The 20,047-nt window shown below is 73.8% G+C and carries 12 protein-coding genes; 3 read left to right on the forward strand and 9 right to left on the reverse strand.

Features of this window, described 5'->3' with window-relative positions:
* Positions 1–65 precede the first annotated feature (65 nt).
* Entirely contained in the window at positions 66–2,957 is a 2,892-nt protein-coding gene (locus VM636_RS07690; protein ID WP_030421244.1) for a vitamin B12-dependent ribonucleotide reductase, read from the reverse strand.
* Between the two features lie 168 nt (positions 2,958–3,125).
* The gene (gene nrdR / locus VM636_RS07695; protein WP_030421243.1) at positions 3,126–3,677 is read right to left on the reverse strand and encodes a transcriptional regulator NrdR; all 552 of its coding nucleotides are present in this window, start codon (positions 3,675–3,677) and stop codon (positions 3,126–3,128) included.
* Positions 3,678–4,250: 573 nt separating this feature from the next.
* On the opposite strand from nrdR, the gene lexA reads away from it, so the two are divergent.
* Positions 4,251–5,030 (forward strand): transcriptional repressor LexA, encoded by a 780-nt coding sequence (gene lexA / locus VM636_RS07700; RefSeq protein WP_030421242.1) that lies wholly within the window; start codon positions 4,251–4,253, stop codon positions 5,028–5,030.
* Between the two features lie 147 nt (positions 5,031–5,177).
* Here the strand turns inward: lexA and VM636_RS07705 are convergent, their stop codons facing one another.
* A complete protein-coding gene (locus VM636_RS07705) occupies positions 5,178–7,154 on the reverse strand; it encodes an ATP-dependent DNA helicase (protein WP_338484130.1) in 1,977 nt (658 codons plus the stop codon).
* 374 nt (positions 7,155–7,528) lie between these two features.
* A complete protein-coding gene (locus VM636_RS07710) occupies positions 7,529–8,806 on the reverse strand; it encodes an aminotransferase class III-fold pyridoxal phosphate-dependent enzyme (RefSeq protein WP_338486326.1) in 1,278 nt (425 codons plus the stop codon).
* Between the two features lie 1,337 nt (positions 8,807–10,143).
* On the opposite strand from VM636_RS07710, the gene VM636_RS07715 reads away from it, so the two are divergent.
* Positions 10,144–11,370 carry a hypothetical protein gene (locus VM636_RS07715; RefSeq protein ID WP_053914401.1) on the forward strand — a complete coding sequence of 409 codons (1,227 nt, stop codon included), beginning with the start codon at positions 10,144–10,146 and terminating at the stop codon, positions 11,368–11,370.
* A 106-nt stretch (positions 11,371–11,476) separates the two neighbouring features.
* Positions 11,477–12,673, forward strand: a complete 1,197-nt coding sequence (locus VM636_RS07720) for a hypothetical protein (protein ID WP_030421238.1) — start codon at positions 11,477–11,479, stop codon at positions 12,671–12,673.
* 121 nt (positions 12,674–12,794) lie between these two features.
* On the opposite strand, the gene hflX is transcribed toward VM636_RS07720, so the two are convergent.
* From hflX to VM636_RS07745, 5 genes are all read right to left on the reverse strand, one after another.
* Positions 12,795–14,288 carry a GTPase HflX gene (hflX, locus tag VM636_RS07725; RefSeq protein ID WP_338484133.1) on the reverse strand — a complete coding sequence of 498 codons (1,494 nt, stop codon included), beginning with the start codon at positions 14,286–14,288 and terminating at the stop codon, positions 12,795–12,797.
* A 132-nt stretch (positions 14,289–14,420) separates the two neighbouring features.
* Positions 14,421–15,953, reverse strand: coding sequence for a M1 family metallopeptidase (locus tag VM636_RS07730; RefSeq protein WP_053914399.1), 1,533 nt, complete (start codon positions 15,951–15,953; stop codon positions 14,421–14,423).
* Positions 15,954–16,073: 120 nt separating this feature from the next.
* Positions 16,074–18,245 carry an HD domain-containing protein gene (locus VM636_RS07735; RefSeq protein ID WP_338486328.1) on the reverse strand — a complete coding sequence of 724 codons (2,172 nt, stop codon included), beginning with the start codon at positions 18,243–18,245 and terminating at the stop codon, positions 16,074–16,076.
* Positions 18,246–18,507: 262 nt separating this feature from the next.
* Positions 18,508–19,377, reverse strand: a complete 870-nt coding sequence (gene dapF / locus VM636_RS07740; RefSeq protein ID WP_338484135.1) for a diaminopimelate epimerase — start codon at positions 19,375–19,377, stop codon at positions 18,508–18,510.
* A 150-nt stretch (positions 19,378–19,527) separates the two neighbouring features.
* Complete coding sequence (locus VM636_RS07745; RefSeq protein WP_030421233.1) at positions 19,528–20,028, reverse strand: hypothetical protein; 501 nt, start codon at positions 20,026–20,028, stop codon at positions 19,528–19,530.
* Between the last annotated feature and the right edge of the window lie 19 nt (positions 20,029–20,047).

The raw sequence follows: 20,047 nt of genomic DNA on the forward strand, positions 1-20,047 counted from the left end.
GGTGCCCCTCCCTCTGGTTCGTCGGCTCGTCCGCTCACGCGCTCCGGCGTGCGCGGCTCCCGCCGTCAGCTACAGCCGCTGGTGGAGCCGCAGCCCTCGCAGATGTAGCAGGAGCCGGCGCGCTGCATCTTGGTGCCGCAGGAGAAGCAGAGCGGGGCGTCCGCCTGGATGCCGAGCTGCATCTCGACCAGTTCGGCGCTGGTGTGCGCCTGCTGCGGGACCGGTCCGGCCGACTCGGTCCGGGCCTTCGGGGTGGCGACGGCCTGGTGCTCCCGGGCGAGCGGCGCCGACTGGGCCAGGGACTCGACGTCGAGGTCCGCGTCGTCCAGGGACTGCTCGTACGAGCCCGTCTCCAGGTGGCGCTGACGCTCCTCGGCGGAGTGGATGCCGAGCGCGGAGCGCGTCTCGAAGGGCAGGAAGTCGAGTGCCAGGCGGCGGAAGATGTAGTCGACGATCGACTGCGCCATCCGCACGTCCGGGTCGTCCGTCATGCCGGCCGGCTCGAAGCGCATGTTGGTGAACTTCGAGACGTAGGTCTCCAGCGGCACGCCGTACTGGAGGCCGACGGAGACCGCGATGGAGAAGGCGTCCATCATGCCCGCGAGGGTCGAGCCCTGCTTGGACATCTTGAGGAAGACCTCGCCGAGACCGTCGTCCGGGTAGGAGTTGGCGGTCATGTAGCCCTCGGCGCCGCCGACGGTGAAGGACGTGGTGATGCCGGGGCGTCCCTTCGGGAGGCGCTTGCGGACCGGGCGGTACTCGACGACCTTCTCGACCGGGGCCTCGGCGGGCGTACCGGCCGCGTCCTCCTGCGCCGGCTCCTTCTTCTTGGCGGAGAGGGGCTGGCCGACCTTGCAGTTGTCGCGGTAGATCGCGAGCGCCTTGACGCCGAGCTTCCAGGCCTCGTAGTAGATCTCCTCGACCTCCTCGACGGACGCCGACTCCGGCATGTTGACCGTCTTGGAGATGGCACCGGAGATCCACGGCTGGATGGCGGCCATCATGCGGACGTGGCCCATCGGGGAGATGGCGCGCTCGCCCATGGCGCAGTCGAAGACCTCGTAGTGCTCCGGCTTGAGGCCGGGGGCGTCGATCACGTTGCCGTGGTCGGCGATGTGGGCGACGATCGCCTCGATCTGCTCCTCCTGGTAGCCCAGGCGGCGCAGGGCCTGCGGGACGGTGCCGTTGACGATCTGCATCGAGCCGCCGCCGACGAGCTTCTTGAACTTGACCAGCGCCAGGTCGGGCTCGACGCCGGTGGTGTCGCAGGACATCGCCAGGCCGATCGTGCCGGTCGGGGCGAGCACGGACGCCTGCGCGTTACGGAAACCGTTCTTCTCGCCGAGGCGCAGCACGTCCTGCCATGCCTCGGTGGCGGCGGCCCACACCGGGGTGTCCAGGTCGTCCATCCGCACGGCGGAGCCGTTGGCGTCGGAGTGCTGCTTCATGACGCGCTTGTGGGCGTCCGCGTTGCGGGCGTAGCCGTCGTACGCGCCGACGATGGCGGCCAGCTCCGCGCTGCGGCGGTAGGCGGTGCCGGTCATCAGGGAGGTGATGGCGCCGGCGAGGGCGCGTCCGCCGTCGGAGTCGTAGGCGTGGCCGGTGGCCATCAGCAGGGCGCCGAGGTTGGCGTAGCCGATGCCGAGCTGGCGGAAGGCGCGGGTGTTCTCGCCGATCTTCTGGGTCGGGAAGTCCGCGAAGCAGATGGAGATGTCCATCGCGGTGATGACCAGCTCGACGACCTTCTGGAAGCGCTCGGTCTCGAAGGTCTGGTTGCCCCGGCCGTCGTCCTTGAGGAACTTCATCAGGTTCAGCGAGGCCAGGTTGCAGGACGTGTTGTCCAGGTGCATGTACTCGCTGCACGGGTTCGACGCGGTGATCCGGCCGGACTCGGGGCAGGTGTGCCAGTTGTTGATGGTGTCGTCGTACTGGATGCCCGGGTCGGCGCAGGCCCAGGCGGCCTCGGCGATCTTGCGGAAGAGCGCCTTGGCGTCGACCTCCTCGATGACCTCGCCGGTCATCCGGGCGCGCAGGCCGAAGCGTCCGCCCTTCTCGACCGCGTTCATGAACTCGTCGTTGACGCGGACCGAGTTGTTGGCGTTCTGGTACTGGACGGAGGCGATGTCGTCGCCGCCCAGGTCCATGTCGTAGCCCGCGTCGCGCAGGACGCGGATCTTCTCCTCCTCCTTGACCTTGGTCTCGATGAAGTCCTCGATGTCCGGGTGGTCCACGTCGAGGACGACCATCTTGGCGGCCCGGCGGGTGGCGCCGCCGGACTTGATGGTGCCGGCGGAGGCGTCGGCGCCGCGCATGAAGGAGACCGGGCCGGAGGCGTTGCCACCGGAGGAGAGGAGTTCCTTCGAGGAACGGATGCGGGAGAGGTTGAGGCCGGCTCCGGAGCCGCCCTTGAAGATCATGCCCTCTTCCTTGTACCAGTCGAGGATCGACTCCATGGAGTCGTCGACGGACAGGATGAAGCAGGCGGAGACCTGCTGGGGCTGCTTGGTGCCGACGTTGAACCAGACGGGGCTGTTGAAGCTGAAGATCTGGTGCAGGAGGGCGTAGGCCAGCTCGTGCTCGAAGATCTCGGCGTCGGCGGGCGAGGCGAAGTAGCGGTGGTCCTCGCCGGCCTGCCGGTAGGTCTTCACGATGCGGTCGATGAGCTGCTTGAGGCTGGTCTCGCGCTGCGGGGTGCCCACGGCACCGCGGAAGTACTTGCTGGTGACGATGTTGACCGCGTTCACCGACCAGAAGTCGGGGAACTCGACGCCGCGCTGTTCGAAGTTGACCGAACCGTCGCGCCAGTTGGTCATGACGACGTCACGACGCTCCCAGGCCACCTCGTCGTAAGGGTGAACCCCGGGAGTGGTGTGGACGCGCTCGACCCGGAGTCCCTTGCCCGCCTTGGTGCCCTTGGCGCGGGAACTCCGTGCCGGACCGCTCGCCGTCTCTGTCATGCCGCCTCCCTGTACGGGCGAAAACGCCCTGAAGTGCCCGGAATGTTCCCGTGGGCACGGTGTTCTGTCTGGTGCTGCGGGCACCTCGCACTCCGCCCGCAACAGGTCTTTCTCACGCGCCGCCCCGCGGCGGGGCCCGGCCCCGGGGGTCCCGGTCCGGCCCGACGGTCAGTCGGCGGCGCCTGCGGGCTCGGGGACGTGGTCAGCCCCCGTGGACCCGCGGTCGCCCTCCCGGCCACCCGGACCGGCGTCCCCGGCGTCGCCGCCGGGCCGGACCGCGGCCTCCCTGAGCTCCACGATCGCCGCCTCGAAGTCCTCCAGCGAGTCGAACGCCCGGTAGACGGAGGCGAAGCGCAGGTAGGCGACGAGGTCGAGTTCCTGCAGTGGGCCGAGTATGGCCAGCCCCACGTCGTGGGTGGTCAGCTCGGCGCTCCCGGTGGCCCGCACGGCCTCCTCGACCCGCTGGCCGAGCTGGGCGAGCGCGTCCTCGGTGACGGGACGGCCCTGGCATGCCTTGCGCACGCCGTTGATGACCTTGGTGCGGCTGAACGGCTCGGTGACCCCGGACCGCTTCACCACCATGAGCGAGCACGTCTCCACGGTCGTGAAACGACGGGAGCAGTCGGGGCACTGACGGCGCCTGCGGATCGACGTGCCGTCGTCGGTCGTACGGCTGTCGACCACCCGGCTGTCGGAATGCCTGCAGAAGGGGCAGTGCATGTAGTCCCAACCCTCCTCACAGCAGACTCGATGGCCTCGGGAGACCCTTCGGCCCCCTCGAAGCAGCCCCCAGCATAGGCGATCGCGACGGGCCGGAAGACCGGGGTCACCACAACTTATGGGCTGCAACCGCAATCCAACCACTACATGTGGGGATGGGCCCAGATAAACACGCCTCGCACGCGTGTCATTCCCGTCCGTGCAGGCCCGAGGGGTCCGCCCCGGCGTGTCGCCCGCCCGGCCGCACCCCGGACACCCTGCCGGGGGTCGCCCGGATACGGAGAAACGGTGGGTTCCGCGGGGAGGCGCGGTGGGGCTACCGCGCGGAACGGGGCCCGCCCGCCGTCGAACGGGCGGCCGGATGGCAGACTGTGCGGGAGCCGCGACACGGTCACCCCGGCGGTGAAGAGTACAGCAATAGGCCCTTTTGCCCGACCGGCAATGCGAGAGCCATACACCCGCACACATGATCAAAGCGAGCGCTTCACGGTTTTTCACTCGAACGTGTGTTTGGCGCAACCTTTCGAAAGCAACTACCGTTGTGCAGCAGGGAGACCATCGAGAGGGGCCGACGTGACCACCACCGCAGACAGTGCGACCATCACTGCCCAGGACCGCCCCCAGGGCCGACCTGAGCAGATGCACGCGATGAGCGACGCCGCGAATCCCGAGGGGCACAAGCGCTCCCTGCCGGGCCGGCCCCCCGGCATCCGGGCCGACAGCTCCGGTCTCACCGACCGCCAGCGCCGGGTGATCGAGGTCATCCGCGACTCCGTGCAGCGCCGCGGGTACCCGCCGTCCATGCGCGAGATCGGCCAGGCCGTCGGCCTCTCCAGCACCTCCTCCGTGGCCCACCAGCTCATGGCGCTGGAGCGCAAGGGCTTCCTGCGCCGCGACCCGCACCGCCCGCGCGCCTACGAGGTCCGCGGCTCCGACCAGGCCGCCTCGGCGCAGCCCACGGACACCGCCGGCAAGCCCGCCGCGTCGTACGTCCCGCTCGTCGGCCGGATCGCCGCCGGTGGCCCGATCCTCGCCGAGGAGTCGGTCGAGGACGTCTTCCCCCTGCCCCGGCAGCTCGTCGGCGACGGTGAGCTGTTCGTCCTCAAGGTGGTCGGCGACTCCATGATCGAGGCCGCCATCTGCGACGGCGACTGGGTCACGGTCCGCCGCCAGCCGGTCGCGGAGAACGGCGACATCGTCGCCGCGATGCTCGACGGCGAGGCCACCGTCAAGCGCTTCAAGCGCGAGGACGGCCACGTCTGGCTCCTCCCGCACAACGCGGCCTACGAGCCCATCCCCGGTGACGACGCGACCATCCTCGGCAAGGTGGTGGCCGTACTGCGTCGCGTCTGAGCGCCACGGCGGGTCCGGCGCGTCCCCTGCAGAGGACGCGCCGGGGCCGCCGACTCGACGGGGCCCCGGGACCACTGCGCCGGTTCCGGGGCCCTGCACTGAGCCCGGCCCCGCACCGCGGGCGCCGGGCTGCTTCGCCGCTCGGGCTCAGCCGGCTTCCGTCTGCCGCGCCACCGCGTCGATCGCCGCCAGGGACTTGCGGACCTGCCCGCCGTCCGTGGTGTACCAGAAGTCGGGCAGGGACGCCTTGAGGTAGCTCCCGTACCGGGCCGTCGCCAGGCGCTGGTCGAGGACCGCGACCACCCCGCGGTCGCCCGAGGCACGCACCAGCCGGCCCGCGCCCTGGGCCATCAGCAGGGCGGCGTGGGTGGCCGCGACCGCCATGAAGCCGTTGCCGCCGGCCTCCTCGACCGCCTTCTGACGCGCGCTCATCAGCGGGTCGTCCGGACGCGGGAACGGGATCTTGTCCATCACGACGAGCTGGCAGCTCGGACCGGGCACGTCCACGCCCTGCCAGAGCGAGAGCGTGCCGAAGAGGCAGGTCCGCGGATCGGCGGCGAAGTTCTTGATCAGCTCGCCGAGGGTCTCCTCGCCCTGGAGGAGGATCGGGAACTCGGGGATGCGGGTGCGCAGTTCCTCGGCGGCGAGCTGGGCCGCGCGCATGGAGGAGAAGAGCCCCAGCGTGCGCCCGCCGGCGGCCTGGATCAGCTCGGTGAGTTCGTCGAGCATGTCGGAGCGGTCGCCGTCCCGGGCCGGGCGGGCCAGGTGCCGGGCGACGTACAGGATGCCCTGCTTCGGGTAGTCGAAGGGCGAGCCGACGTCGATGCCCTTCCACGGGGGCACGTCGTCGCCCTCGGTGCCCTCGGGGGCGAGGCCGAGGGAGGCGCCGACGCCGTTGAAGTCGCCGCCGAGCTTCAGGGTGGCGGAGGCCAGGACGACCGAGCGGTCGGTGAACAGCTTCTCGCGCAGCAGCCCGGAGACGGACATCGGGGCGACGCGCAGGGAGGCGCCGAAGCGGTCGTGCCGCTCGTACCAGACGACGTCCCATTCGGAGCCGTTGGTGATCCGCTCGGCCACGTCGTGCACGGACTCGACGGAGGCCAGGGCCTGCTTGCGGACCGCGTCCTCGTCCTGCACCGACCTGTCGCGGGTGGCGCCGATCGCCGAGATCACCGTGCGGCAGGCGTCGCGCAGGGCCATGAGGGCGTAGCCGAGGTCCTCCGGGATCTCCTCCAAGCGGCCGGGGAGGGCCAGCTCCATCAGCCGTTCGAAGCCCTCGGCGGCGGTCTGGAGCTGGTCGGCGGCCTTCTCGTTGACCAGTTTGGCGGCGCGGCGCACGGCCCGGTTGACCTGGCCGGGGGTGAGTTCACCGGTGGCGACGCCGGTGACGCGGGAGACCAGTTCGTGCGCCTCGTCGACGATCAGCACCTCGTGCTGGGGCAGGACCGGGGCGCCCTCGATGGCGTCGATCGCGAGCAGGGCGTGGTTGGTGACGACGACCTCGGAGAGCTTGGCGCGCTCCCGGGCGTTCTCGGCGAAGCACTCGGCTCCGTAGGCGCACTTGGAGGCGCCGAGGCACTCGCGGGAGGAGACCGAGACCTGGGACCAGGCCCGGTCGGAGACGCCGGGGGTGAGGTCGTCGCGGTCCCCGGTCTCCGTCTCGTCCGCCCAGTCGCGCATCCGCAGCAGGTCCTGGCCCAGCCTGCTGGTGGGGGCGGCGGCCTCGAACTGGTCGAACAGGCCCTCTTCCTCGTCCTGTGGCACGCCTTCGTGGAGGCGGTGCAGGCACAGGTAGTTCGACCGGCCCTTGAGCATGGCGAACTCGGGGCGGCGGCGCAGTTGCGGGTGGAGCGCGTCCACGGTGCGCGGCAGGTCGCGTTCCACGAGCTGGCGTTGCAGGGCGAGGGTGGCGGTGGCCACGACGACGCGCTCCCCGTGCGCCAGCGCGGGCACGAGGTAACCCAGCGACTTGCCGGTGCCGGTGCCCGCCTGGACGAGCAGGTGGGAGCCGTCGTCGATCGCTTCGGCGACGGCTTCGGCCATGGCCACCTGGCCGGGACGCTCCGTGCCGCCGACGGCGGCGACGGCGGCGTGCAGGAGTTCGGGGAGTGAGGGCTTCGTCATAGCGCGACCACCCTACGGCCCGGCACCGACATTCGTGTCCCCGAGCCGGGAAGGAGCGGCGGGAGAGTCCGCTGCGGCGACGGACGGGCGGGCAAGGCGGCTCCTGGGGCGGGGAGAGTGCGGATGTCGAGGGCAGGCGGGGGCGGGCACCGTCCGGCCGACGCCCCGGCCGGGGGTGCGCGCGGCGGGAGGCCGCAACCGCAGCCGGTGGAGCCTGCGTACCCCGGCCGGCCGGGGTACGGACGGGAGCGGCCTCCCGGTCCACCGGGTGGGAAGCGTGGTCCCGGGTTGACGATCGGGGGGCGTCCACCGGCCGGGCCGTGGGCGCCGGCGACGTCCGTACGGGGCGTACCGGCGGGCGTGGCGCCGGGATGTCAGCGCGCCGTCTCTACCGGGACCGGGTCGGTGGGGTGGGTCTTCTCCACCGCCGTGACCGCGTCGGCCAGGCGGTCCAGCGCGGCCGTGGCCTGTTCCTCGGTGACGGTCAGCGGGGGCAGCAGCCGCACGACGTCACCGCGGGGGCCGCCGATGTCCACGATCAGTCCGCGTCGCAGGCACGCGCGGCGGACCGCCGCGGCGAGATGCGGGGCGGCCGTCTGGACGCCGATCAGCAGGCCGCGCCCGCGCACGGCGCCGACCACACCGGACGGGCGGCCCTCCAGTTCCCGGAGCCGCGCCAGTATGCGGGCGCCCAGGGCGGCGGCGTGTTCGGCGAGGCGGTGCGCGCGGACGTGCGCGAGGGTCGCGGCGCCCGCGGCCAGGGCGAGCTGATTGCCCCGGAAGGCACCGCCCCGGGGCTCCCCCACCGGCAGGTCGGCGTGGTGGACGAGGGCCGTGAGCGGCAGGCTGCCGCCGGTGGCCTCAGCGAGGACCAGGACGTCGGGGGTGATCCCGCTGTGTTCGACGGCCCAGAAGGCGCCGGTCCGGCCGACGCCGGTGGCGGTCTCGTCGGCGATGAGGGGGACGGCGCGAGCGGTGGCGAGGCGGCGCAGGCCGCGTATCCACTCGTCGGGCGCGGGGGTCATCAGGCCCGCTCCGTCGACCGGTTCGACGAGGAGACCGGCGGGCGGCCCCTCCCCCGCCGGATCGTCGAACAGCGCCTCCGGTGCGCGCGCTCCGGGGCCGCTCACGCGCACGGACACGAGGTCGTACGGCGGGCGGGTCCGGGCGCGGGGCACGCCCGGCGGCGGGGCGTCGGTGCAGCGGACGACGCGGGTGCGTCCGGTGGCGGTGCGGACGAGGGCGAGGGCGGCGGCGACGGCGTCGCCCTCGGCGGGTCCGCAGAACCGCACGCGCGCGTGGTCGGCGAGTCCAGGCGGCAGGGTGCGCAGCAGTTCGGTGACGAAGGCGTCCTCGACCGGCGTGGTGACGTCCATGACCTGCAAGGGGGCGCCCGAGTCGAGCACCTTGCGGATGGCCTCCAGGACGACGGGGTGGTTGTGGCCGAGGGCGAGGGCGCCGCCGCCCGAGGCACAGTCCAGGTAGCGGCGGCCGTCGGCGCCCTCGATGAGGAGACCGCGGGCGCGGACCGGGACGATCGGCAGGGCGCGGACATAGGAACGGGCGGCGCGTTCGCGCGCCGTCCGGTGCTTCGGTGCGGCCGGCCGGGCGGCGCGCGCCCGCGCGGACGGCTCGTGGGCGGGGCGCGGCACCGTGTCCGGCCCGCTGTCGCCGCGCTCCGGCGCGCTGAGCCCGGCCCCGCTCCCCGGCCGGCCGCCGTCCTGCGGAGTGCCGCCCTTGGGGCGGATGCCGTCCCCTCGTCGACCGTCGTCCCGGGTGCCGTCCTGCTCCGTGCCGTCCCGCCCGGTACCGCCCGGCCGGACGCCGTCCCGCCCGGCACCGGCCCACCGGCCACTGCCCCGCCGGGTGTCGTCCGGGCGGGCCCGGTGTCGTCCGGTCGCGTCGGTCCCGGGTCCGCCGGACTCCCACGCGACCCCGGCCCCGTTCACGGTTTCCGTCACGGCTCTCAGCCCTCCCGCTGACCAGAGGCGAGTCGCGCACGGTGTCGCGCTCGGCACACAGGCCCGCGCCAGGACAGCGGGCCCCCCACCCCTACCAACCCCCGGCGGCGCACGGGGTTACGGGTGACCGCGAGATCCCGCACGGTGAGGAGCGCGGACGCCGCCGTCGGCGGCCCGGTCCGGCCGCCCGGTCCGCCGCGAGTCCGGGTCAGCAGGGACTCGGGAACGCGTACCGGCGGGGCGGGCCCGGACGGCACCGTACGCGCGGCGCCGGTCCTGTGGCTCCGTACGTCCCGCCCCCACGACCGCCACGCCCCGTCCGCGCTCTCTTCATGCGGCCGGCCGAGCAGCGCGGCGCGGGTACCGCGGGCGGGCCGGAGGGGGAGTCCGCCGGGGGCCGGGCCGGTGCTCACGGTCGGGTGCCTGTACGGGTTGACGGTGGTGCGGGACGTGTCGGTGGTGTAGGTCGCGCTGTCCTCGGTCCGGACCGACCTCCGGTTCACCGCGTCCGGCCTCCAGGGGGGCTCAGCGCGTACGCGCTCGCCTTCGGTGGTCTGCCGCCGCTCGGCGGGCGGCTCACCGACGTGATCGGGCAGCGCCTGGCGGCGGTCGCGGAACCGGCCCTGCGTGGCCTGACCTCGCGGCACCGGGTGCCGGCGGTGCGGGGCGCGGTGGCCGGCGCGGGCGCCGCGGCGGGCGTGCCGGTCCCGCGCCGGCCGGGGCCGCGGCCCCGGCCCGGGAGCCGGACGCGGACGCCGGGCCCGCGGCGGCCGGCCCGCGTGACCTGCGTGACACGCGCACCACGGGGCGGTGACGGAGCGTCATCTCCCGTGACCGTCCGGACGGCGGCCAGGTCAGACGGCTTGTGGCCGAACCGTTGCCGTTCCGTCGGCGGTCCCCCACAGCGACCGCATAGTGTGTGGTGCCGTTCCGGGCCCTCGTGCCGGTCCGCGCGAACCCGCCCCGGGGGCACGCGGACCGGCACGGCGGCCGCACCAGGTTCCGTCACCACAGGGGGAGTCACCACCATGCGATCCATACGGCCGTCCTTCACCACCCGCGGGCACCGGGGACGGCGGCGTGGGCCCGCCCCCGTGCCGGCCGCCGTGCTCCTCGCGTCGGCGCTCATGCTCACCGCCACCGCCTGCGACAGCGGCGACGCCGAGGCGGGCGGCGACAGCAACGCCTCCCAGGCCGCGGACGACGGTGCCGGCCGGATACACGTCCCGGAACACCTCAAGGACAAGCTGAAGGAACACGGGATCGACCTGGACGCCTGGAAGAACGGCGCCTGGAAGAACTGGGACAAGGACGACTGGCTGCGCGAGGCGCAGGACTACGTCAACCCCATCATCGAGGACCTGTGGGACCCGGACCGCATGCGCGACGCGGAGGAGCCGGACCAGGGTGTGGACGAGGGCGACCTCGCCGACGACCAGGGCGTGACCGACCCCGAGCCGCGACCGGTGCAGGCGCGCGCCGTGCCGCCCGCGTACCGCGACAGCGCCCCCACGGCGGGCAAGGTCTTCTTCGACTCCCCCGAGGGCACGATGGTCTGCTCGGCGACGGTCGTGCGGGACCCGGCGCACCCCGGCAAGTCGAACATGGTGTGGACGGCCGGCCACTGCGTGCACGCCGGCAAGGAGGGCGGCTGGTACCGCAACATCGCCTTCGTCCCCTCCTACAACGACGCGGGCCTCTCCGGCGCCGACCTGGAGAAGGCCGGCAAGAAGGACGTCGCCCCTCACGGCGTCTGGTGGGGCGACTGGGCGCAGACCTCGGCGCAGTGGATCGAGCAGGGCGGTGCGACGGGCGGTGACGGGGCCGCGTACGACTTCGCCGTCATCCACGTGACCCCGGAGAAGGGCGGCGACGGAAAGTCGCTGGAGGAGACGGTCGGCGCCGCGCTGCCGGTGGACTTCGCGGCCCCCTCCGCGGACCGGCTGAAGAGCGTCACGGCCACCGGTTACCCGGCCGCCCCGCCCTATGACGGCCAGAAGCTCCACCAGTGCGAGGACGAGCCCGGCCGGCTCTCGCTCAGCGCGTCCGACCCGACCATGTACCGCATCGGCTGCACCATGACCGGCGGCTCCTCGGGCGGCGGCTGGGTCGCGGCCGGCTCCGACGGGAAGCCCGCGCTGGTCTCCAACACCTCCATCGGCCCGGTGACGGCCGGGTGGCTGGCCGGTCCGCGCCTCGGTGACGAGGCCAAGGGCGTGTACGACGCGGTCAGCGGCAAGTTCGCCGGCCGCTGACCCGGGCCCGCCGGGCCGCGGCGGTGGGGCGCATGGCCCCGCACGGCCGGCCCGGCGTTCCTTCCGATCCACGCATCCGTCTCTCACCACGGGGGGTCATCGCACCATGCGTTCCTCATCCACCTCCGGCGGGTTCCGGCTCCGCGGGCGCCTGCCGACGGCCGCGGGCGGGCTCGTCGCCGCCCTGGTGCTCACCCTGACGGCGTGCGGCGCTCCCGGGGACGGCGGCGCGGGCGCCCGCGCGGGCGGCGACGTCTCCCGGCCGGGCGCCGGGGGCGGGCTGCCGGGCGACCTCGCGGACCGGCTGCGCGAGCACGGCACCGACCTCGACCGGTGGAAGGACGGCGGCTGGAAGGACTGGGACGAGGGGGACTGGCTGCGCGAGGCGCAGGACTACGTCAACCCCGTCATCGAGGACCTGTGGGACCCGGACCGCATGCGGTCGGCGCGGGAGGCCGACAAGACCGTCACCACGCTGGACACCGGGGCCGACCGGGGCGTCAGCGATCCGGAACCGGCGCCCGTGGAGGCCGAACCGGAGAAGACGCCGTACCACGCCCACGCCGCCCCGGTCGGCAAGGTCTTCTTCGACTCCCCCGAGGGCGCGATGGTCTGCTCCGGCACGGTGGTCAAGGACGCGGCCCGGCCGGGCAGGTCCAACCTGGTGTGGACGGCCGGCCACTGCGTGCACGCGGGCGCGGGCGGCGGCTGGTACCGCAACATCGCCTTCGTCCCCTCGTACAACGACCTCGGTGCCTCCGAGGCGGGGCTCGCGGGGGCGCCCACGACCCGGATCGCGCCGTACGGCACCTGGTGGGCGGACTGGGCGTCCACCTCGAACCAGTGGATCGAGGGCGGTGCGAGCACCGGCGGCGACGGTGCCGCCCACGACTACGCGGTGCTGCACGTGACGCCGGAACAGGGCGCGAAGTCCCTGGAGGAGACGGTCGGCGCCGCCCTGGACATCGACTTCTCCGCGCCGTCCGCGACCGAGGTCGCGGCGATGGGTGCCTGGGGGTATCCGGCGGCGCCGCCGTACAACGGGCTGCGGATGTTCAAGTGCCTGGACCGGCCCGGCCGGCTGTCGCTGGGCCCCTCGCTGCCCACGATGTACCGGATCGGCTGCACCATGACCGGCGGTTCGTCCGGCGGCGGCTGGTTCCGGGTGGTGGACGGCGAGACCCGGCTGGTGTCGAACACGTCGATCGGCCCGGTGACGGCCGGCTGGCTCGCCGGGCCCCGGCTGGGTCCGGAGGCCGAGGAGATGTACCGGACCATGAGCCGCGCGCACGGCGACGGCTGACCGGCCGGGCACGGCTGAGCCCCGCCCCCGCGGTCTGCGGGGGCGGGGCTTGGGGGCTTTCGTTGGGATCAGGCCGGGCTCGCGGGGTCCGGCTTGATCCCAACGAAAGCCCCCAGGTGGGTCAGAGCGCCGGGGCGGGGACGTACGGCGTGAGTTCCGCCGCGAGTTCCTCGTGCACGCGGGCCTTGATCAGCGTGCCGTCCGCGGTGTGCTCCTCGGAGAGCACCTCGCCCTCGTCGTGCGCGCGGGCGACGAGCTTGCCCCGTGTGTACGGGACCAGCGCCTCGACCTCGACCGAGGGCCGGGGCAGTTCGCGGTCGATCAGTTCGAGCAGTTCCCCGATGCCGTCGCCGGTGCGGGCGGAGACCGCGAGGGAGTGCTTCTCCACGCGCATCAGCCGCTGGAGCACCAGCGGGTCGGCCAGGTCCGCCTTGTTGATGACGACGATCTCGGGCACGTCGCCGGCGCCGACGTCCCTGATCACCTCGCGCACGGCGGCGAGCTGCTCCTCGGGGGCCGGGTGCGCGCCGTCCACGACGTGCAGGATCAGGTCGGACTCGGCGACCTCCTCCATCGTGGAGCGGAACGCCTCGACCAGGTGGTGCGGCAGGTGCCGGACGAATCCGACGGTGTCCGCCAGGGTGTAGAGCCGGCCGCTCGGCGTCTCGGCCCGGCGCACGGTCGGGTCGAGGGTGGCGAACAGCGCGTTCTCCACGAGCACGCCCGCACCGGTGAGCCGGTTGAGCAGCGAGGACTTGCCCGCGTTGGTGTAACCGGCGATGGCGACGGAGGGCACCCGGTGGCGCTTGCGTTCCTGGCGCTTGATGTCGCGGCCGGTCTTCATCTCGGCGATCTCACGGCGCAGCTTCGCCATCTTCTCGCGGATGCGCCGGCGGTCCGTCTCGATCTTGGTCTCACCGGGGCCGCGGGTGGCGAGGCCGCCGCCCGAGCCGCCGCCCATCTGCCGGGACAGCGACTGACCCCAGCCGCGCAGCCTCGGCAGCATGTACTGCATCTGCGCGAGCGCCACCTGCGCCTTGCCCTCCCGGGACGTGGCGTGCTGGGCGAAGATGTCGAGGATCAGGGCCGTGCGGTCGATGACCTTGGCCTTGACGACGTCTTCCAGGTGGACGAGCTGGCCGGGGCTCAGCTCACCGTCGCAGACGACGGTGTCGGCGCCGCTCTCCAGGACCACGTCCCGGAGCTGCTGGGCCTTGCCGGAGCCGATGTAGGTGGCCGCGTCGGGCTTGTCGCGGCGCTGGATCACGCCGTCGAGCACGATCGCGCCCGCGGTCTCGGCGAGGGCGGCCAGCTCGGCGAGCGAGTTCTCCGCGTCCCGCGCGGTGCCCGAGGTCCAGACGCCGACGAGGACGACCCGCTCCAGCCGGAGCTGCCGGTACTCGACCTCGGTGACGTCCTCCAGCTCGGTGGAGAGGCCCGCCACCCGGCGCAGAGCCGCCCGGTCGGAGCGGTCGAACTGATCGCCGTCCCACTCCGTGCCGAGCTCGGGGCTCCAGGCGACGTCCTCTTCCATCAGGGCATCGGCCCGAAGGCCCTCGGGGTAGGTCTGCGCGAGACGCTTGGTGTCCTGGGAGGGAGAAGAAGAGGAGGTCATTGGTTCCTTACGTAGCGGGGAAACGTGAGCCGACGGCACTTGTCACAACGCGTGGGGGCACGAGGAGATTCCCGGGCCCGGACCGCGCCGTCCCGATGATGGTCGCACGGGACGGGGCGTCTCGTCATCGGGTTATCCGGCGGTTGCCTGCCGGGCGGGCGCCTTGTCCGTCGCGGCCACCGGTGCCGGGGCGGCGGGGGCGGGCTGCCAGTCGGGGTGGCCGGGCATCGGCGGGGTCTTCGCGTCGTGGAGCCAGGCGTGGAGGAAGCCGGTCAGGTCGCGGCCGGCGGTCTCGGAGGCGAGGCGGACGAAGTCGCCGGTGGAGGCGTTGCCGTCCCGGTGGCGCGCGGTCCAGCTCCGTTCCAGGCGCTCGAAGGCGGGGCGGCCGATCTCCTGGCGCAGCGCGTAGAGGACGAGGGCGGCGCCGTCGTAGACGTTGGCGCGGAAGATGCCGATCTTGTTGCCGGTGGACGGCGGCTTGGGGGCGCCGGGCGGTCCGCCCGAGGCCCGCCACCGGTCGGAGGCGCCGTAGGCGGCCTTCATGCGGTCGGCCAGCGGCCGGCCGGCGGTCTCCTCGCTCCACAGGGCCTCGTACCAGGTGGCGTGGCCCTCGTTGAGCCACAGGTCGGACCAGGAGCGGGGGCTGACGCTGTTGCCGAACCACTGGTGCGCCAGCTCGTGCACCATCAGCGACTCGACGTACCAGGCGGGGTAGCCGGGCTCGGTGAACAGTCCCTTCTCGAAGAGGGAGAGCGTCTGCGTCTCGAGTTCGAAGCCGGTGGTGGCGTCGGCCATGAGCAGGCCGTACGTCTCGAAGGGGTAGCGGCCGGCCTTCTCCTCCATCCAGGCGATCTGGCCCGGGGTCTTCGCCAGCCAGGGTTCGAGGGCCGCCTCCTGGCCCTCGGGCACGACGTCCCGGACGGGCAGGCCGTGCGGGCCGGGGCGGCGCAGCACGCTGGAGCGGCCGATGGAGACCTGGACGAGTTCGGTGGCCATCGGGTGGGCGGAGCGGTAGGTCCAGGTGGCCGAGCCGCCGGCCCGCCGTACGGTCACCGGCAGGCCGTTGGCGACGGCGGTGAGCCCGTCGGGGACGGTCACGCGGAAGGTGAAGCGGGCCTTGTCCGCGGGGTGGTCGTTGCAGGGGAAGACCAGGTGGGCGACGTCGGCCTGGTTGGCCATGGCGAGCCCGTCGGCGGTGCGCACCCAGCCGCCCTGGCGGCCCTCGGGGGAGACGGGGTCGCTGGTGTGGCGCACGGTGATCCGCGTCCGGTCGCCCTTCTCCAGGGCCTTGCGGGGCGTGATCACGAGGTCCTCGCCGGCCGTGGCGAAGCGCGCCGGTTCGCCGTCGACCTCGACGGAGCCGACCGTGCCGTGGGCGAAGTCGAGGTTGATCCGGTCCAGACCGGCGGTGGTGCGGGCGTCGATGACGGTGACGGCGCGCAGCGGCTCGGTGTTGGTGCCGGAGTAGGTGAGGGAGAGGTCGTACGCGGTCACGTCGTAGCCGGGGTTGCCGAGGTGCGGGAAGAGGGGGTCGCCGATGCCGAGCGGGACCGGCGGGGTGTCGGCGGCGACCAGGCAGACGGTGACGGCCGGGGCGAGCAGCGCGACCGCCCGCAGCCGGCGGCGGGCGCGGCGGGAGGCGGCGGGGCGGGGGGTGTGCGGCATCCCCCACGGCTATCAGCGCGGGCGGGCGGCACGGCGACGGCGCGCGCCCGGGGCACCCGAACGGGTACCCGGGAGCCTTCCCGCCGCCGTCGGCCCTCCGGCCCGGCGAGGCCGGGCTCCTCAGACCCCCGTGGTCTGGGGCTGGGCTCGGCTCACGTCGTACACGCCGGCCACGTTGCGCATCGCGCGCATCAGGACGGGCAGGCGCGCGGCGTCCGGGAGGAGCACGGTGTACGTGTGCCGCACCCGCTGCCGGTCGGGCGGCTCGACGGTCGCGGAGACGATCTGGGCGCCCTCCTGGGCCATGGCCTCGGTGAGGTCGGCGAGCAGGTGCGGGCGGCCGAACGATTCGGCGAGCAGCGTGACCCGGCATCCGGCGGTCTCGCCCCAGCGCACGCCGACCTCGGTACGTCCGGTGTCGCGCATGCGGGCGACCGCGCCGCAGCCGACGCGGTGCACGGTGACGACTCCCCCGCGCACGGCGAAGCCGGTCACCTCGTCGGGCGGTACGGGGGTGCAGCAGCCGGCCAGCCGTACGGTCGCTCCGGGCAGGTCGGCGATCACGTCGTCGGGGCCGGGCCGCGGGGCCGCGCCCTCGGCCGGGGGGCGCGGGACGGGCGCCTCGGCGGCGGGGGCCGGGCCGGGCGGGCCGGTGCGCGGTGACTCGGCGGCGGGGGGCTGCGGGCGGGCGGCGAGGCGGCGCTGGATGGCGATGCGCGCGGTGGGGGTGTGGGCGTGCTCCAGCCACTCCTCGGAGGGCTCGGACGCCGGGTCCTGGCCCATCAGGAGCTGCACCGAGTCGCCGTCCCTGAGCACGGTGCTGAGGGTGGCGAGGCGCCCGTTGACGCGGGCGCCGATACAGGCGTGCGCGTCCTCCCCGTACTGGGCGTAGGCGGCGTCGACGCAGGTCGCGCCCTCGGGGAGGCCGAGGCTGCCGCCGTCGGGGCGGAAGACGGTGATCTCGCGGTCCTGGGCGAGGTCCTCGCGCAGGGTGGACCAGAAGGTGTCCGCGTCGGGGGCGCCCCGCTGCCAGTCGAGCAGCCGGGAGAGCCAGCCGGGGCGGGTGGGGTCGGCGCGCTCTCCGTCCTCGCTCTGTTCCTCCGAGGGAGGGGCGTAGGGGTTGCCGAGGGCGACGACCCCGGCCTCGGCGACCTTGTGCATCTGGTGGGTGCGGATGAGGACTTCGACGACCTGGCCGTCGCCCGGGCGGGTCACGGCGGTGTGCAGCGACTGGTACAGGTTGAACTTGGGGACGGCGATGAAGTCCTTGAACTCCGCGACGACGGGCGTCATGCACGTGTGCAGTTCGCCGAGGACCGCGTAGCAGTCGGCGTCCTCCTGGACGAGGACGAGGAGCCGGCCGAAGTCGGCGCCGCCGAGCGGGGCCCGGCTGCGGGAGACGCGGTGCACGGAGACGAAGTGCCGGGGCCGGATGAGGACTTCGGCGCTGATGTCGGCCTCGCGCAGCACGGTGCGTACCTCGTCGGCGGCGGTGGCGAGGGGGTTGTCGGGGCGGGCGCCGTTGTCGTCGACGAGTTGCCTGGTGCGCGCGTACTCCTCGGGGTGCAGGACCGCGAAGACCAGGTCCTCCAGCTCGGACTTGAGCGCCTGGACGCCGAGCCGTTCGGCGAGCGGGATGAGCACGTCCCGGGTCACTCTGGCGATGCGTTCCTGCTTCTCGCGGCGCATGACACCGAGGGTGCGCATGTTGTGCAGCCGGTCGGCGAGTTTGATGGACATCACGCGGACGTCGTTGCCGGTGGCGAGGAGCATCTTGCGGAAGGTCTCGGGCTCGGCGGCGGCGCCGTAGTCGACCTTCTCCAGTTTGGTGACGCCGTCGACGAGGTAGCGGACCTCGGCGCCGAACTCCTTGCCGACCTGGTCGAGCGTCACCTCGGTGTCCTCGACGGTGTCGTGCAGGAGGGAGGCGGTGAGCGTCGTGGTCTCCGCGCCGAGTTCGGCGAGGATGAGGGTGACGGCGAGGGGGTGCGTGATGTACGGCTCGCCGCTCTTGCGCATCTGGCCGCGGTGCGAGGACTCGGCCAGCAGGTAGGCGTGGCGCAGTGGCTCGACGTCGGCGTCGGGGTGGTGGGCGCGGTGCGCCTCGACGACGTGGCCGATGGCGGCGGGCAGCCGGCCGCGGGTGGCGGTGCCGAGCAGGGCGGCGCGGCCCAGGCGGCGCAGGTCGATGCGGGGGCGGGCCTTGCGGCGGGAGGCGGCCGGGGTGACGCCGCCGGCCGTCGTGGGCATCGCTGGGCCTGGGGTCGCGGGTTTCGCGGCCTCCGCGTTCATGGGCACCTCCGGCTGCACGGACCGGTGGACGGGGTATCCCAGGGCGGACACGGCTCAGGGGATGGTGTCGGTCCCCCGTCCGGACCGGTGCTTGATGCTATCGAGCCCACCACGTGCGGCCGACCGCCTCTCGCCGAGCGTGAAACGGATCACCCATTCGAGCGAAGGTGCGGTGCTTGACGTTTCCGCCCGGAGTGCCTGAGTCCGGTCAGGGCCGGGTGGGGCGGGTGGGGTTCGGGTGGCGGTGTCCGCCGGGTCCTGGTCAGTCGCCCACCCCTTCCAGCCACGCGGGGTCCAGTTCGCCCTCGGCCACGATCACGGCGGGACCGGTCATCTCGATCTCGCCGTCGGGCCGCTCGGTGATCACCAGGGTGCCGCCGGGCACGTCGACCGTGTACGTCGCCGGAACGCCGGTGAGCGCGGGGTCGGCGCCGTCCCGGCGGGCGGCGGCCACGGCGACGGCGCAGGCGCCGGTGCCGCAGGAGCGGGTCTCCCCGGAGCCGCGCTCGTGGACGCGCATGGCGACGTGCCGGGGGCCCCGGTCGGCCACGAACTCGACGTTCACCCCGTGCGGGTACGCCGTCGCGGGGCGGACGGGCGGCGGGGAGAGCAGGTCGCCGGCGTGGTCGAGGTCGGCCACGAAGGCGACGGCGTGCGGATTGCCCATGTCGACGTGGCGGGCCGGCCAGGCGCGCTCGCCGACGCTCACCTCGACGTCGCCCCCGGGCAGCAGGGCGCGGCCCATGCCGACCGTGACGTCGCCGCCCTTGGCGAGGTGCACGCGTTTGACGCCGCCCCGGGTGGCCACGGTGAGGTCGCCCTCGGCCACGAGCCCGGCGTGCCGGAGGTAGCGGGCGAAGACGCGCACGCCGTTGCCGCACATCTCGGCGATCGAGCCGTCGCTGTTGCGGTAGTCCATGAACCACTCCGCGTCGGCGGCCATGTCCCGGGCCTCGGGGTGGGCCGCGGAGCGCACCACGTGCAGCACGCCGTCGCCCCCGACGCCCGCGCGGCGGTCGCACAGGGCGGCGACCGTGGCGGCGGGCAGGTCCAGGGCGTTGTCCGGGTCCGGGACGATCACGAAGTCGTTCTCGGTGCCGTGGCCCTTGAGGAAGGCGATCCGCGTGCTCATTCCTCGATCGTACGGGGTGGGTACGACGGTCCGCGCGCGGCTCCGCACGGGCCCCGGACCCGGCCGGTTCCGGGCGGCCGGGGTCGCCCGGACCGTCCGGCGGGGGCGGGCCGGGACCGCCGCGCGGGCGGGCCGCGGCATCCGGCCTCGTCAGCCGCGCAGGCGGGCCACCCGCCACACGGCGAGGACGACGACCGCGGCCACCGTCAGCGCGTACGCGAGGATCACCCGCCAGTCGGCGCGGCGGCCCGAGCCCCGCTGGGGCAGCCCCGGCCAGGTGTGGCCGACCTTGAGGGCGGCCATCATGCCCCAGCCGGCCGCGCACGAGCAGATCAGCAGCCCGAGCATGGCGATCACGGCACCGCTGTCGCCGAAGTCGAAGGCGAGCGGGAAGGCGAACATCAGCGAGCCGAGCGCCGCCAGCCCCACGATGGGGGCGAGCTGCCAGATCCGCAGCCGCCGCTGGGGGCGCAGCTCGACCTCGACCTCGTCCCCGTACATCGCGTCGGGCCCGGGACCGTCGGCGGCGACGCCGTCCGGCGCCTCGTCGGGTCCGTCGGGGCTCAGACGCCCCCCGTGCGGCTCGGACCCGCCGCGGTCGGCGGTGCCGTGCCCGGTGCCCGGAGCGGTGTTGTGAGGGCCGGCCTCCATCGCCACGCGCCCTCCCCAA

This window comes from Streptomyces sp. SCSIO 75703 (assembly GCF_036607905.1).
Lineage (GTDB): Bacteria > Actinomycetota > Actinomycetes > Streptomycetales > Streptomycetaceae > Streptomyces.

Excerpts from the sequence above, each read along its gene's own strand:
- VM636_RS07690 (WP_030421244.1), bottom strand. The coding sequence starts at position 2,957 with ATGACAGAGACGGCGAGCGGTCCGGCACGGAGTTCCCGCGCCAAGGGC.
- nrdR (WP_030421243.1), bottom strand. The coding sequence starts at position 3,677 with ATGCACTGCCCCTTCTGCAGGCATTCCGACAGCCGGGTGGTCGACAGC.
- VM636_RS07705 (WP_338484130.1), bottom strand. The coding sequence starts at position 7,154 with ATGACGAAGCCCTCACTCCCCGAACTCCTGCACGCCGCCGTCGCCGCC.
- VM636_RS07715 (WP_053914401.1), top strand. The coding sequence starts at position 10,144 with ATGCGATCCATACGGCCGTCCTTCACCACCCGCGGGCACCGGGGACGG.
- VM636_RS07720 (WP_030421238.1), top strand. The coding sequence starts at position 11,477 with ATGCGTTCCTCATCCACCTCCGGCGGGTTCCGGCTCCGCGGGCGCCTG.
- hflX (WP_338484133.1), bottom strand. The coding sequence starts at position 14,288 with ATGACCTCCTCTTCTTCTCCCTCCCAGGACACCAAGCGTCTCGCGCAG.
- VM636_RS07730 (WP_053914399.1), bottom strand. The coding sequence starts at position 15,953 with ATGCCGCACACCCCCCGCCCCGCCGCCTCCCGCCGCGCCCGCCGCCGG.
- VM636_RS07735 (WP_338486328.1), bottom strand. The coding sequence starts at position 18,245 with ATGAACGCGGAGGCCGCGAAACCCGCGACCCCAGGCCCAGCGATGCCC.
- dapF (WP_338484135.1), bottom strand. The coding sequence starts at position 19,377 with ATGAGCACGCGGATCGCCTTCCTCAAGGGCCACGGCACCGAGAACGAC.
- VM636_RS07745 (WP_030421233.1), bottom strand. The coding sequence starts at position 20,028 with ATGGAGGCCGGCCCTCACAACACCGCTCCGGGCACCGGGCACGGCACC.